At 39.4% G+C, this 15,147-nt stretch carries 12 protein-coding genes; 10 read left to right on the top strand and 2 right to left on the bottom strand.

Going from position 1 to position 15,147, the window contains the following annotated elements; genetic code table 11:
* Positions 1 to 47: 47 nt before the first annotated feature.
* Positions 48 to 893, bottom strand: coding sequence for a deoxyribonuclease IV (gene nfo, locus ACIPUA_RS10040; RefSeq protein ID WP_449059617.1), 846 nt, complete (start codon positions 891 to 893; stop codon positions 48 to 50).
* 100 nt (positions 894 to 993) lie between these two features.
* Positions 994 to 2,073, bottom strand: a complete 1,080-nt coding sequence (locus tag ACIPUA_RS10035) for a YeiH family protein (RefSeq protein WP_048607451.1) — start codon at positions 2,071 to 2,073, stop codon at positions 994 to 996.
* A gap of 193 nt (positions 2,074 to 2,266) precedes the next feature.
* Here ACIPUA_RS10035 and yieE point away from each other — a divergent pair, with 193 nt between their 5' ends.
* The 10 genes from yieE to dld all read left to right on the top strand — a co-directional run bounded on the left by yieE (position 2,267) and on the right by dld (position 15,143).
* Positions 2,267 to 3,130, top strand: coding sequence for a DNA-binding transcriptional regulator YeiE (gene yieE, locus ACIPUA_RS10030; protein ID WP_042843414.1), 864 nt, complete (start codon positions 2,267 to 2,269; stop codon positions 3,128 to 3,130).
* Positions 3,131 to 3,412: 282 nt separating this feature from the next.
* Positions 3,413 to 4,903, top strand: coding sequence for an amino acid permease (locus ACIPUA_RS10025; protein ID WP_071548173.1), 1,491 nt, complete (start codon positions 3,413 to 3,415; stop codon positions 4,901 to 4,903).
* A gap of 253 nt (positions 4,904 to 5,156) precedes the next feature.
* Positions 5,157 to 6,296, top strand: a complete 1,140-nt coding sequence (locus ACIPUA_RS10020; RefSeq protein ID WP_042843416.1) for an ABC transporter substrate-binding protein — start codon at positions 5,157 to 5,159, stop codon at positions 6,294 to 6,296.
* Between the two features lie 100 nt (positions 6,297 to 6,396).
* Positions 6,397 to 7,407, top strand: coding sequence for a FecCD family ABC transporter permease (locus ACIPUA_RS10015; protein ID WP_370661204.1), 1,011 nt, complete (start codon positions 6,397 to 6,399; stop codon positions 7,405 to 7,407).
* Positions 7,401 to 8,189: an ABC transporter ATP-binding protein gene (locus ACIPUA_RS10010; protein ID WP_094301210.1), complete on the top strand. Its 789-nt coding sequence runs from the start codon at positions 7,401 to 7,403 to the stop codon at positions 8,187 to 8,189. Before ACIPUA_RS10015 ends, ACIPUA_RS10010 begins: the two co-directional genes overlap by 7 nt.
* A gap of 260 nt (positions 8,190 to 8,449) precedes the next feature.
* Positions 8,450 to 10,471, top strand: coding sequence for a ligand-gated channel protein (locus ACIPUA_RS10005; RefSeq protein ID WP_048607446.1), 2,022 nt, complete (start codon positions 8,450 to 8,452; stop codon positions 10,469 to 10,471).
* Between the two features lie 360 nt (positions 10,472 to 10,831).
* The gene (locus ACIPUA_RS10000) at positions 10,832 to 11,044 is read left to right on the top strand and encodes a hypothetical protein (protein WP_042843419.1); all 213 of its coding nucleotides are present in this window, start codon (positions 10,832 to 10,834) and stop codon (positions 11,042 to 11,044) included.
* Complete coding sequence (locus ACIPUA_RS09995; RefSeq protein WP_042843420.1) at positions 11,034 to 12,419, top strand: APC family permease; 1,386 nt, start codon at positions 11,034 to 11,036, stop codon at positions 12,417 to 12,419. The genes ACIPUA_RS10000 and ACIPUA_RS09995 overlap by 11 nt, the downstream gene beginning before the upstream one ends.
* Positions 12,420 to 12,565: 146 nt before the next feature.
* Positions 12,566 to 13,240 (top strand): hypothetical protein, encoded by a 675-nt coding sequence (locus ACIPUA_RS09990; RefSeq protein ID WP_129466073.1) that lies wholly within the window; start codon positions 12,566 to 12,568, stop codon positions 13,238 to 13,240.
* Between the two features lie 163 nt (positions 13,241 to 13,403).
* A complete protein-coding gene (gene dld / locus ACIPUA_RS09985) occupies positions 13,404 to 15,143 on the top strand; it encodes a D-lactate dehydrogenase (RefSeq protein ID WP_048607443.1) in 1,740 nt (579 codons plus the stop codon).
* Positions 15,144 to 15,147 lie beyond the last annotated feature (4 nt).

Below are 15,147 nucleotides of genomic sequence, written 5' to 3'. Positions count from 1 at the left end.
TATTATAGTCAAGCTCTAGGGCTAACCTAGAGCTTAACAATAAAGTATTAGTTTTGTTGCTGAGATTTCAACCATGCAATTTCTTGCGGCCAAATATCTGGGTTGATCGTTTCTAAAATCAAAGGGATACCATCAAAACGCTTATCTTGCATAATGTAGGTGAATGGTGTGAAGCCAATATTTCCCTCACCTAAACTATGATGGCGGTCAACACGGCTGGCGAATTCGCTTTTTGCATCATTAAGGTGCATTCCTTTCAGAAATTCAAAACCGACAATGTCAGAAAATTGTGTAAAGGTGTTATCGCAATCTTCAATCGTGCGTAAATCGTAACCTGCTGCGAACGCGTGGCAAGTGTCAATACAAACGCCAACACGGCTTTTATCTTTTACACCTTCAATAATTTTAGCTAAGTGAGTGAAGTCAAACCCCAAGTTAGTACCTTGCCCTGCCGTATTTTCAATAACAGCAGTGACACCTTCTGTTTCAGCAAGAGCAATATTAATCGACTCGGCAATTCGAGCTAAGCAGTCATCAACCTCAATTTTTTTTAAGTGGCTTCCTGGATGAAAGTTAAGTAAACCGATGCCTAATTGTTCACAACGTTGCATTTCATCAATAAATGCAACCCGTGATTTTTCCAAAGTTTCAAACTCTGGGTGACCTAAGTTTATTAAGTAACTGTCATGGGGGAGAATTTGCTGTTTGCCATAACCGTATTTTGTACAGTTATCTTTAAACTTGCGGATCACTTCTTCACTTAGTGGTGCGGCTTTCCACTGGCGTTGGTTTTTAGTGAATAACGCGAAAGCCGTTGCTTCGAGTTCATGGGCGCGAATAACAGCCTGATCAACGCCACCAGATGCGCTGACGTGTGCTCCAATATATTTCATTTTTGACTCCTTTTTGTGGGAGTATGCCATTAATAAGCTAATAAATGAAATCAACAAAAAAGCCACCGGTTAAGGTGGCTAATAATAAGAATATAAATCGTTAAAAGATATTTTGGATCATCACATTAATTAATAACCCACCCACAATTAACCAAACAAATAAAATCAATGCCATCAGTAACGGCTTAATACCTGCTTGGCGAATGGCACTAACATGGGTGGTTAAGCCTAATGCGACCATCGCCATTGCGAGTAAAATAGTATCTAATGCGATGATTTGTTGAACTAATACACTAGGCAATAAGTGTAATGAATTAAAACCTGCTACAACGATAAAGAATACAGCAAACCAAGGAATAGTAATTTTGCTTTTTTGGTTGCTTGCCGTTTGATTGTGGCTTGCTTTTCGACTCAAAAAGGCAGATAAAATAATTAAGAACGGTGCAAGCATCATGACACGGATCATTTTAGCGATCACGGATGCATTTTCTGCGTCAGTACCTATGGTGTGACCAGCAGCAACAACTTGTGCAACTTCATGAACCGTTGAGCCAATATAAATACCAAATGTTTCTTCAGTCGCAGGGAACCAACCAAAGTGGGCATTTAATTGGTACATCCAAGGGTAGACAAATATACAGATTGTCCCGAATATGACGACAGTTGAAACGGCAACCGCGACTTTACTTGCGGAGGCTTTTACCACCGGTTCAGTTGCCATGACTGCTGCAGCACCACAAATACTGCTTCCTGCACCAATCAGCAATGTTGTTTCTTCATCAAGACCGAATACTTTTTTACCCAGCCAATAAGCTAATAAGAATGTCGATGTTAATGTTAAGGCATCAATGATGACGCCTGTTGCACCTACATCAGTAATTTGCTGAAAAGTAAGACGGAACCCGTACAGAATGATCCCCGCTCGAAGGAAATAGTGCTTAGCAAATTTAATACCACTGTCACAAGATTTGCTCGCAACAGGATAAAAAGTATTACCAACAACGATGCCTAATAAGATAGCAAGGGTTAATGCACCTAAACCGATATCCATAAACCAAGGCTGTTCGCCGAGGTAAATTGAGATAGCCGTTAAAATACCAGCTAAAATAATGCCTGGTATTAATTTAAAAATAGGATGCAGGCTATTTTGCTCTAAGCTGTTAGCTTCACTTTTATTCATGACAATGCTCTTCATTACCGCTTATAAGATTTGGTAATAAGCATATAATAAAATCAATAATAATTTAAATTCATTATTTGTGTATAATCTATCGAAAAAATTGATTATAAGTTTCTTCTGGAATATTGCTAATAAATCATTAATATTAACAATATTATTACAAATACTAAAAATCACGTTGGGGCTTACCTTTATGCGAATTACACTTAGGCAACTTGAGGTCTTCACGGAAGTATTAAAAAGTGGCTCCACGACGCAAGCATCTCAATTATTAGCACTTTCTCAATCTGCAGTAAGTGCGTCGCTAACGGATTTAGAAGGTCAATTAGGTGTTCAGCTATTTGACCGCGTGGGTAAACGACTTGTTACAAACGAGCACGGAAGGCTTTTATACCCTAAAGCATTAGCATTATTAGAACAAGGGTTAGAAGTCGAGCAATTATTTAAGAAAGAGATGGGCGCCGTGCGTCTCGCAGCAAGTACGACGATTGGCAACTATATGCTACCGGAAATTTTAGCGGGTTATCGTCATGACCACCCTGATATTCCTTTGGAACTGTTTATTAGTAATACAGAAGAAGTTATCAAAGGTGTCATGGAGTTTAGAGCCGATGTCGGTTTAATCGAGGGGGTTTGCCATAGCCCTGAGTTGATTTCTAAACCGTGGTTAAAAGATGGATTGGTTGTTTTTGCTTCACCACAAAACCCACTAGCAAATAAAAAAGTATCACTAAAAGATTTACAAGATGCTCCATGGATTTTGCGGGAAAGGGGCTCAGGGACAAGAGACGTTCTTGACCAACTATTATTTGCTCACCTTCCCGGGTTTCATATTTTAATGGAGCTTGGAAATTCAGAAGCGATTAAACACGCTGTTCGTTTCGGTATGGGGATCAGTTGTTTATCAAGGCGTGTTATTGAAGAACAATTGGAAAATGGTTCATTAGTGGAATTAGAAATAGAAGAACTGCAATTAGAAAGAACCTTATATTTGATTTACCATCGTCAAAAGCACCTTTCGAACGCGATTACTAATTTGCTAGCCTACTGTAATTAAAAATCCTCGTCATCTTTTAACTTGTCGCGTTGTTGGCTGTAATCGACTATCCAAGTCACATACTGGTGTATGCTCCTTGGATAGTCTCATTTGCCGTCTAGCGACAAGCCAAAATATTTAGAGGATTGCAATGAATGTGTTGTGATTGCGATAACGCGTTTTACTTATAATTTGCTACGGATTATGAAGGTATCTTATAACAGCAAAGAGTTGCTTAGTTCTGGCAGTCTATTTTGCTAGAATTCCTCCGATATTAGCTGAATAATAAAATACAGGGAACAAATGTCAGAACAACATACCAATACTATCTCGCAAGGCGGCCCACAAAAGCTACGCCGTGAATTAAAAGCACGCCACCTTGCGATGATTGCTATCGGGGGCTCAATCGGTACCGGTTTATTTGTCGCATCAGGTGCAACCGTTGCACAGGCAGGTCCTGGTGGGGCACTTCTTTCATACGCTATCATCGGTTTAATGGTTTACTTTTTAATGACCAGCTTAGGTGAGTTAGCTGCTTATATGCCAGTTTCAGGTTCATTTGCGACCTATGGTGCTAAGTATGTTGATGAAGGCTTTGGTTTCGCATTAGGTTGGAACTATTGGTATAACTGGGCGGTCACTATTGCGGTTGACCTTGTAGCAGCGCAATTAGTGATGACTTATTGGTTCCCAGATACCCCCGGCTGGATTTGGAGTGCAATATTCCTTGCTATTATTTTCTTGCTAAACTTTATTTCAGTTAAAGGGTTTGGTGAGGCTGAATATTGGTTCTCCTTAATTAAAGTCACTACCGTCATTATTTTTATTGTCGTGGGCGTGTTAATGATTTTCGGCATCATGAATGGTGCAGAAAATGCAGGATGGCATAATTGGGAAATCGGTGATGCACCTTTTGCTGGTGGCTTTTCAGCGATGATTGGTGTTGCAATGATTGTTGGTTTCTCCTTCCAAGGTACTGAACTAATCGGTATTGCTGCAGGGGAATCAAAAGATCCGGCAAAAAATATTCCAAAAGCGGTACGTAAGGTTTTCTGGCGTATTCTGTTATTTTACATTTTTGCAATTCTGATTATTAGTTTGATCATTCCTTATACCGACCCTAATTTATTGCGTAATGACGTTAAAGATATCAGTGTAAGTCCATTTACATTGGTATTTGAAAATGCAGGTTTACTCTCCGCAGCGGCAGTAATGAATGCCGTCATTTTAACCGCGGTTTTATCGGCGGGTAACTCAGGGATGTATGCATCCACCCGTATGTTGTATACCTTAGCGCGTGAAGGTAAAGCTCCGCGTATTTTTGCCCGCCTATCAAAAGGTGGCGTACCACGCTATGCTTTATTAGCTACAACAATTATTGCCGGTCTATGCTTTTTAAGTTCGATGTTCGGTAATCAAACCGTTTATTTATGGTTATTGAATACGTCGGGAATGACGGGTTTTATTGCATGGTTAGGAATTGCGATTAGCCATTATCGTTTCCGTAGAGGGTACATCGCACAAGGTAAAGATCTTAACGATTTACCATATCGCTCAGGCTTCTTCCCGGTCGGCCCTATTTTTGCATTTATTTTATGTTTAACGATTACGTTAGGTCAGAACTATCAAGCCTTCTTAGAAGATAGGATTGATTGGGTTGGGGTAACAGCGACTTATATCGGAATTCCGCTATTTTTAGCCATATGGTTTGGTTATAAAATTGCCAGAAAAACCACATTTATTCGCTATAAAGACATGAACTTTCCAAGTTACAAAGAAAATTTAGATAAATAAAATTCGTATCTTGTTTACTAAAATAGCACCTCCATTGAGGTGCTATTTTTTTATCACGCCAGAATAAAATGTTAGAAGTGCCAAATTAGCAGGTTAATTTGGCAAGATGCATAACTTTTCGATATGGCTCACACAATTTCATTGAGTTAAGTCATGTTAGATTCAATAATCGTATTGATAAGTATTCTTATTTGCTTTATTGTTACCGCAATAAAAAATTCAGTCAATGAGGTTGATGGTGGAGCTTAATACTATGTCGTCGGTAGCCAAGAAATCAGTAGCTAGGTCGGTAGTAAAAGGAATAAGTTTAGCATTATTAGTGAGTGCAAGTTTGAACTCGTGGGCCGCTACTGTAACTGATGTTGCAGGCCGTACTGTTGAAGTTCCTGATAATGTTAATCGTATTTTACTTGGCGAAGGGCGTTTATTTAGCGCTATAGCTCTCCTTGAAGGTGATAAACCCATTGAACGTATCGTAGGCTGGCAAGGGGATTTGCGTAAATTAGACCCGCAAACGTATGCGGTTTATAAAGCGAAATTTCCAGAAATTGATAATATTCCTCTAATTGGTAATACCAGTGCCGATAGTGTCAGTTCAGAAAAAGTATTAACACTAAATCCCGATATCGCCATTTTTGGTCTGTCAGGGCATGGTCCGGGCAAAAATAGTGAATTAGTGAACCAGTTAGAAAAAGCGGGTGTGCCTGTCATTTTTGTCGATTTCCGTGACAACCCATTGAAAAATACATTGCCGAGTATGCGTTTACTCGGTCAAGCGTTAAATCGGGAACAGGTAGCCAATAAATATATCGATTTTTATGAAAAAAACCAAAAGCTAGTCACCGATATTACCGCTAAAGTTCCGGAAGATAAAAAACCGACGGTGTTCATTGAATTAAGAGCCGGTGCTTTTGAAGATTGTTGTGGTACTGCAGGTGACGGTAACATGGGGAACTTTATTGACTTAGCGGGTGGGAAAAATATTGCTAAGGGGGTATTGCCCGGCGCATTAGGTACAATGAACCTTGAGAAGGTCATTGCATCAGACCCCAGTATTTATATCGCATCTGGTGTCAAAGCACCGGGTAGCAAAGATGTTGGTGTTCAATTAGGCGCTCAAGGTACTTTAATTGATGCGAAAGAAAGTCTAAAAAGGGTCACAGAACGTAAAGGCATTAATTCATTATCAGCCATTAAAGATAAGCAAGATTACGCTATCTGGCATAACTACTATAACTCTCCATACAATGTGATTGCGACACAAGTATTTGCTAAATGGTTTTATCCTGAGCAATTTGCGGATTTAGACCCGCAAAAAACACTTGAACAGCTGCACAGTGAGTTTCTCGCAGTAGAACCAAGTGGTGTATATTGGGTCAGCGAAAAGCAATGAGAGTAGGTGGGAATTAATGAGTATTACAAGTGAACCGATAGCAGCTGCAGAGCAAGCCATCAAACAAGCTGATAATGGTGTGAAGCAGCATTATCAAAATATGTTACGCCGTAGGCTAACATGGATTGGGGTTATTGTTGCTGCAATTTTATTATCTTTAATTATTGATTTTACGTTGGGCCCTTCGGGCTTATCTCTTGAACGATTGTGGCAAACCTTGGTAACACCAGAAACGGTGGATGCAGGGACTCGGGTTATTGTTTGGGATATTCGGTTGCCATATGCATTGATGGCTGTTGTTATCGGTATGTCATTAGGGCTTGCTGGGGCAGAGATGCAAACGATTTTAAACAACCCGCTGGCGAGCCCATTTACTTTAGGTGTATCAAATGCGGCGGCTTTTGGTGCTGCTCTAGCCATTGTTTCAGGTATCGCAATTCCAGGGGTGCCTGACCAATGGGTAATATCGGCAAATGCCTTTATTTTTGCACTACTAGCAGCGTTGATGCTAGATGCGGTTACCCGCTGGACTCGAGTTGCTACTTCCGGTGTGGTTTTATTTGGTATAGCTTTGGTATTTACATTTAATGCATTGGTTTCCATGATGCAATTTATTGCGACGGAAGATACCTTACAAGGGCTTGTTTTCTGGACGATGGGGAGCCTTTCAAAAGCGACATGGGTAAAACTGGGCGTGATGGCGCTAGTTTTCGCCTTAGTTTTCCCAATTGCGATGATGAGTTCATGGAAGTTAACGGCCTTAAGGCTCGGTGAGGATAGGGCTATTAGCTTTGGTATTGATGTCCGGCGGCTAAGGCTGACAACGTTATTGCGGATCAGTATTTTGTCTGCATTGGCGGTTGCGTTTGTTGGGCCGATTGCCTTTATTGGGCTGGTTGCACCACATATTGCCCGTTTGATATTTGGTGAAGATCACCGCTTTTATCTGCCAGCAAGTGCATTAATTGGAGCATTAATTTTATCGATGGCATCTATTGCCTCGAAGAACATTATTCCAGGTGTGATTATTCCTGTGGGTATTGTGACATCGTTAGTGGGTGTTCCGTTCTTCTTAAGTATTATTTTACGTCATCGGGGTAATGTATCATGAGTGGCTTGATTATTAACCAATTTAATGCAGGCTACCCAAAACGTGCAGTGATTGAAAACTTATCGACCGATATTTTACCCCGAGGAAAGATCACGGTATTACTTGGGCCAAATGGGAGTGGTAAATCAACATTATTACGCTCTTTAGCTGGCTTAAATAAGGCAACGGGGCAGTTATTATTGGACGGCTTGGATCTCACGCAGCAGAATTTTGCTCAACGTGCGCAAAATGTGGTGTATTTACCGCAAACATTACCTGCGGGGGTTCACTTATATGTTTTAGAGTCTGTCATTGTTGCTCAGCGTGCCTCGGGTGGTTTGAGTAATCAAAATAATAAAGACGAAGTCATGCATTTATTACGCCAACTTGGTATTGAACATTTGGCATTAAGTTATTTAGATCAACTTTCAGGTGGCCAAAAACAATTAGTCGGTTTGGCACAATCATTAATTCGTCAACCAAATTTATTATTATTGGACGAACCTTTAAGCGCTTTAGATTTAAATTATCAATATCATGTGATGGATTTAGTGGCAAAGGAAACTAAACGTCGAAATATAATTACCGTTGTGGTTGTTCATGATATTAATATTGCGTTAAGACATGCGGAACATGTATTAATGCTTAAGCAAGGGAAACTCATCGCACAGGGAGAGCCTGCTGAGGTTATCACGCCTGAAAGCCTTGCAGAGGTTTACGGTGTAAGAGGGCGTATTGAAAGGTGTTCGCAAGGGGTACCTCAAGTGTTAATTGATGGGCTAGTTGATAAATTAGCAAGTTAATACCGCACAATAAATGATGTGCTTGTGGCGTCGTGCGGCAAGCACATTAATAAAGAAAAAGGGGCAATATAAAAAAACAAACGAATTAAATATTAAGATTAATTACCCACAGGAAATTTAATTGATTTATAAATGGTTTTTTACCATGAATTTCTTATGGGTATTTAAATATCCAAATAATAAAAAGCGTTTTAAAATTTAATGCAATCAATGTGAGCAAATCAATTCATATATAAAAAATATCTCTTGGAGAGTTGGGAATGGTTGTTTTTAATAAAAGAAAAGTTGCAATTAGCATAATTGCCGCTATCGCTGCGACACCTGCATTTGCTGATGACAGTAAAGATAAAATCTATGTAACGACTGCATCAGGTTATCAGCAAAAAATTGAAGATGCCCCAGCATCCATTTCAGTAGTAACGCGCGAACAACTTGAAACTAAAGCTTACCGTGATGTGACTGACGCTTTAAAAGATCTTCCTGGGGTACAAGTCACCGGAGGAGGAAGTAAAGCTGATATTAGTATTCGTGGTATGGATGCTAAATACACCATGATTATGGTTGATGGAAAACGAATTGACTCACGTAGTACCCGCCCAAATAGTGACGGTTCAGGTATTGAACAAGGCTGGTTACCGCCATTACCAGCTATAGAACGCATTGAAGTGGTGCGCGGACCAATGTCTTCACTATATGGCTCTGATGCGATGGGCGGTGTCATTAATATTATTACACGTAAAGTAGGAAAAAAATGGAACGGTAGCTTGCGTGCAGATACGACAATTAACTCTCATCGAGACTCAGGGAATGAAGGACAAGGCAGTTTTTATGCATCAGGTCCATTAGTTGATGGTTTGTTGGGAATGAAAGTGAATGGAATTTATTCAAAACGTTGGGAAGATAAATTTGTTGGTGGATATAATGAGCAAAAGATAGGAGCTATTGGAACAACTCTGACATTAACGCCGGATGAATTTAACACCTTTGATTTTGATTTCAAACATGATGAACAAGAAAGAAATACAACAGCTGGAAAGTCAGGTAATTTAATTTGTACTAAAAAAGTAAATGAAATTCCAACAAAGTACCGTTGTGAAGATTCAAATGTAACATATCGTAAAAATAATTACGCATTAACACATAATGGTATTTATGATTGGGGGGCAATGGAAACATTTGTTCAACGTGACGAAACCAAAAACCCAAGCCGTAAAATGGAATATAACGATACATTGGTTAAAAACCAGACAGTCTTTAATCTTGGTGACCACACCTTAAGTATTGGTGGCCAATATCGTTATGAAGATTTGCGTGATAAAGGTAACAAATTAGCTTCGGCAGGGGGAATTGATTCGTTAACTCGTTATAGCTGGGCATTATTTGCTGAAGATGAGTGGATGATGACCAATGATTTAGCGTTAACAGGCGGCATCCGTATGGATAAGGATGAAAACTTTGGGTCACATTGGACTCCTAGATTATATGGAGTCTGGCATGCTACTGATGAGTGGATTATAAAAGGAGGGGTTTCTACGGGCTATCGCTCTCCAGAATTAAGGCAAGTTGCTCCTAATTGGGGACAAGGTACAGGTGGTGGCGGTGACCCCGCTGTTATCATCGGTAATCCAGCCTTAAAACCAGAGAAAAGTGTTACTGAAGAAATTGGTTTTATCTGGAATAACCAAGATAATTTAAATGTTGGTGTGACATTCTTTAATACAGAATTTAAAGATAAAATAATGGAAATTCGCAAGTGTACTGATTCTACGGGGGATAAACCAGGGACAGTTGCAAGTGGCGAATGTATGTATGATGGTGAAGCTTATAAATTTATTAGCAGCCGTGAAAACGTCGATAAAGCTAATCTAAGAGGGGCAGAACTGACTTTTAATTGGGATATTACCAGTGACCTCATTTTTGCCGCTAACTATACCTATTCTGATTCTGAGCAAAAAAGCGGAACATTTAAAGGGAAGCCACTGAGTCGGACACCAAAACATATGGCGAATGGTTCGTTAACTTGGCAAGCAACTGAAGACCTTCAATTGTGGAACCGTGTCAACTTTAACGGAAAAAGTAGCTCTTATCTTTCTAGAACAAGTATGAGTGAAGAAAGACCTTCTTATACGTTTGTTGACATAGGCGCTAGCTATAATATCGATAAAAATATTAATTTAGTGGCGGGTATGTACAATATCTTTGATAAGCGCTTGACTGTTGAATCAAATGATAAAGTTCTTGATGGTCGTCGTTACAACTTTGGTATCAACTACAACTTCTAATCGTATAATTAATCTCGATTAATCCAAACCCTTTGGCTTCTACCAAAGGGTTTTTTGCTGATTAAAACCTGATTAAAACCATAAGAAAAAAAAGTTATAAGCAGATAGGGCAAAAAGTCAGAAATAATCAAAATTTCTCATCGAAAATAGGGTGATTTGTTAACAATTTAACTTGCTATTTGTGGTTATGGCGTGCAAAATGCGCGAACTAAAAAATAACTGATGCTTAATCAAATGAAGCATCGGTTTTTTTGTTTTTAGGAACGTTCATTCTAGCGGGGCCGGACATAGAGCCGGAGAGATAATTTTAATATTTACGTGTAGCAAACATTTTACGCTACCGATTTGAGGAATGCTTTTATGGCTTACTTTTTCGCATTCGCAGCAGGGCCAGGCGCTGGCGGCTGCCGTATCGATGACTACGGGGCTCTCGGTGGCTTCGCTCACACGCCTTTCTCCCTTTCTTCGTTTTTCTCTGCCTATAGGCAGATGCAAAGTCTTCCCAGTAACTGTCGATTAAGCCGAAGTAGTATGCAATCGAAAGTTATGGGAGGGCTTGATAATGTCAAATAATACTCCAATTCCATTAGACATTGGTCACAACCAAACCGGTGCGAATAATCGCGTACAACTTGCAAAAACGTTAACGCTTGTACAAGTGGTCATGATAGGTATCGCCTATATCCAACCGATGACCATCTTCGATACTTTCGGTATGGTATCAGATAAGACCGGTGGACACGTTCCAACTTCATACATTATTGCATTAGCGGCGATACTGTTTACGGCTCTGAGCTACGGTAAGCTGGTGAAACGCTTCCCATCTGCTGGCTCAGCGTATACTTATGCTCAAAAATCAATGAGCCCGCATATCGGCTTCTTGGTGGGCTGGACATCTTTGTTGTCCTACATTTTCATGCCAATGATTAACATATTATTGGCTAAAATTTATTTGCAAGACATTTTCCCCAATGTGGAGCCAGCGATATTTGTCGTTGGGCTGGTTATTTTAATGACCGCGGCTAACTTACGTGGTATCAACGTAATCGCCAACCTAAGTACAGTCATTGCGATTATCCAAATTGGGGTAATGGCCGTGTTTACAGGCTTAGTGATCCACGGTGTTTCAAATGGCGAGGGGTCGGGAGAAATTTGGACCTTTAACCCATTTGGTAATGAAAAAACTGAAATGATCCCATTGATAGCTGGGGCTACCATTTTGTGTTTTTCATTCTTAGGCTTTGACGGTTTAAGTTCATTGTCAGAAGAAACGCCAAACGCAGGTAAAGTGATCCCTCGTGCTATTTTCTTAACGGCACTTATTGGGGGGGTTATCTTTATTACGGTTTCCTTCTTCTTACAACAATATTTTCCAGACGTATCACGCTTTAAGAATATCAATGAAACTCAGCCAGATATTATGCGCTTTGTTGCTGGTGCATTCTTCCAGTCAATTATTTTGGTATTCTCATGCGTGACAGTATTAGCTTCAGGAATGGCAGCCCACGCAGGTAGTGCTCGTTTAATGTATGTAATGGGCCGCGATGGGGTATTCCCAGAAAAAGTTTTTGGCTATGTTAGTCCAACATGGCGTACACCGGCATATAACGTATTGATGGTCGGTTTCTTAGCGTTAGGGGCAATTTGGTTTGAAATGGATTTTGCGACTGCATTAATCAATTTCGGGGCATTAATTGCATTTACCTTTGTTAATATTTCTGTGATTAGCCAATTCTTTATCCGTGAACGTCGGATGACAGGCTTCAAAAATATTTTGAATTACTTAATTTTACCCGTTATAGGTACACTAACAGTGTGCGTTTTATGGTTAAATATTGAAGAAGATTCAATGGTTTATGGACTGATTTGGACAGCAGTTGGTTTAGTTTATATGGCTATACTGACTCGCATGTTTAAGAGACCGATGCCGCAGATGAGTGATATCTAGTTATTTTCTACTAATGGAATAGCGCCTTTTGGCGCTATTTTTGTTTCAATAATGTATGCAAGTTGTAACTTGTTATCGCGAATATTCTTATTGACTGATATACCCAACTCCTCATAATTCAACTATAAGAATTTTAAGGAGAATTTATGAATCCCTTCCATTTTGATGTTACTACACAAGAACAGCCTTTTTACAAAATTGATATTCAATACACCCCTTCAAGTTATAAAGAAATGATAACTGATTTTAAAAATAACTTAATTCGTAATTATAAAAGAAAGTTTAAACTTATTAGGTGGGTAGTATTTATTGAGTTATTTTTAATCGCAGCATCATTTATACGCTTTACGTTTGATGACCCGCAATATTTTCATAAAAACATACCTTATTACCACACAATAATGCAAACAGTGGGTATCACATTTATTATTTTTGGGTTGTTTATATTAGCGTTTAAAATTGGGTTAAAGGGGGCTGTATCATTACAAGAATCGTATCTTAGCAAAGGATTAATTAAAGAGGAGGATATTAATCACTATACTTTTTACCCTGAAGGCTTTGTATTTAATGAATTTAATCAAAATATGAGCCTTTACTGGGATGCTTTGCACTATGTTGCAGTCTACGATACTAGCTTAGTCTTTGCTTTTTGCCCCCCTAAAACTGAAAAAGGTAAATATACCGCAGAGTATGATGAAGTCATCATCCCATTAAAACTGATCCAAGAGAAAGATTACCTTATCAATGCACTAAAAGAGTTGGGTAAACACCATTTTGATTTTGAAGATCAAAGAAAACGTGGAACTAAAAATGTGAACTGACATACAGTGATAGCGTAAATAGGCTCAGGTATTTTTTGCCTGTTAAGAATTATTTAAGATAAAACGTGTAGCCTATCAACATCATAATATTATGTGATACTGTTGTTACAATGAATAGTTCACAAATCATCATAAACATGAATTCGATTAAGAAGGCACACAAATGAATGATGTAAAAAAACCTGAGAATCAACGATTATTACTCACCCTCAGGAATATTGTTGGTAAGAAAAACATTCTAACAGAACCTCATAAGACAGAACGTTATCGCAAAGGTTTTCGATCAGGCGTTGGGGATGCAATAGCGGTTGTATTCCCTACAACACTGCTTGAGCAATGGCATGTATTTAAAGCGTGTGTTGAAGCCGATAAAATTGTTTTAATGCAGGCGGCAAATACCGGGCTGACAGAAGGCTCAACACCAAGCGGTTATGACTATGATCGCGATATTGTGATCATCAGTACACTACGTTTGAACCAAATACAAGTCCTTCCTGAATTCAATCAAGTGGTTGCGATGCCGGGAAGTACGTTATATGACTTAGAGAAGATTCTTAAACCCTTGGGGCGTGAACCACATTCGTTGATTGGCTCATCTTGTATTGGTGCATCTGTTGTGGGCGGGATTTGTAATAGTTCTGGTGGCTCCTTAGTGCGTAGAGGCCCCGCTTATACCGAGCTTGCGTTGTATGGCCGAGTAAATGATGATGGTAAAGTGGAACTTGTGAACCATTTAGGTATTGATTTAGGGAATACCCCAGAAGAAATACTGACTAACTTACAAAACCGGGGTTATAGCAGCGAAGATGTCCATGTTAGCGAAAAACTAGCTTCTGATCATGAATATGCACAGCGTGTTCGTGATGTTGATGCAGATACGCCGTCTCGCTTTAATGCTGATGAACGCCGTTTATTTGAAGCATCCGGTTGTGCCGGTAAATTAGCAGTATTTGCAGTTCGTTTGGATACTTTTCCAGCGGATAAAAAAACACAAGTATTTTATATTGGCTCAAATAACCCCGATGTTTTAGAAGATATTCGTCGCTATATTTTGAGTGAGTTTAAAAATTTACCCGTAGCGGGTGAATATATGCACCGTGGTTGTTTCGATATTGCAGAAATTTACGGTAAAGATACCTTTTTAATGATAGATAAATTTGGCACGGATAAAATGCCAATGTTTTTCACGATAAAAGGCCGTATTGATGCGGTATTAAATAAAGTCCCATTTTTACCCTCTAATTTAATTGACCGTACTATGCAAGTACTGAGTAAATTATGGCCATCCCATTTGCCGCCGCGAATGAAAGAGTTTCGTGACCGTTATGAACATCATCTAATGCTAAAAATGGCAGGTGATGGGATTGATGAAGCTAAAGTTTGGTTAAAGTCATATTTCGCAACCGCGGATGGTGGTTATTTTGAATGTACCCCAGAAGAAGGTGCGAAAGCTTTCTTACATCGTTTTGCAGCTGCGGGGTCAGCAGTACGATACCATGCGGTACATAATAAAGACGTAGAAGATGTTTTGCCGTTAGATATTGCGTTACGACGCAATGATAGAAACTGGTTTGAAACGTTACCACCGGAAATTGAAAAGTTATTAGTCCATAAACTGTATTGTGGTCATTTTATGTGCCATGTTATGCACCAAGATTATGTGTTGAAAAAAGGTGTGGACCCAAAAGAATTAAAAGAAAAAATGTTAGCGCTATTAGATGAACGAGGGGCGCAATACCCAGCAGAACACAATGTTGGTCACTTATATAAAGCGGCACCACAGTTAAAATCATTCTATAAGCAAGCGGACCCAACGAATACGATGAACCCAGGTTTAGGGAAAACAACGAAACGGAAAAATTGGGAAGGGGATTGCGGTTGTAGCCATTCTAATGAACATTAAAACC

The organism is Providencia sp. AGC89 (genome assembly GCF_053543535.1).
This window is presented reverse-complemented; position numbering and strand designations above follow the sequence as displayed.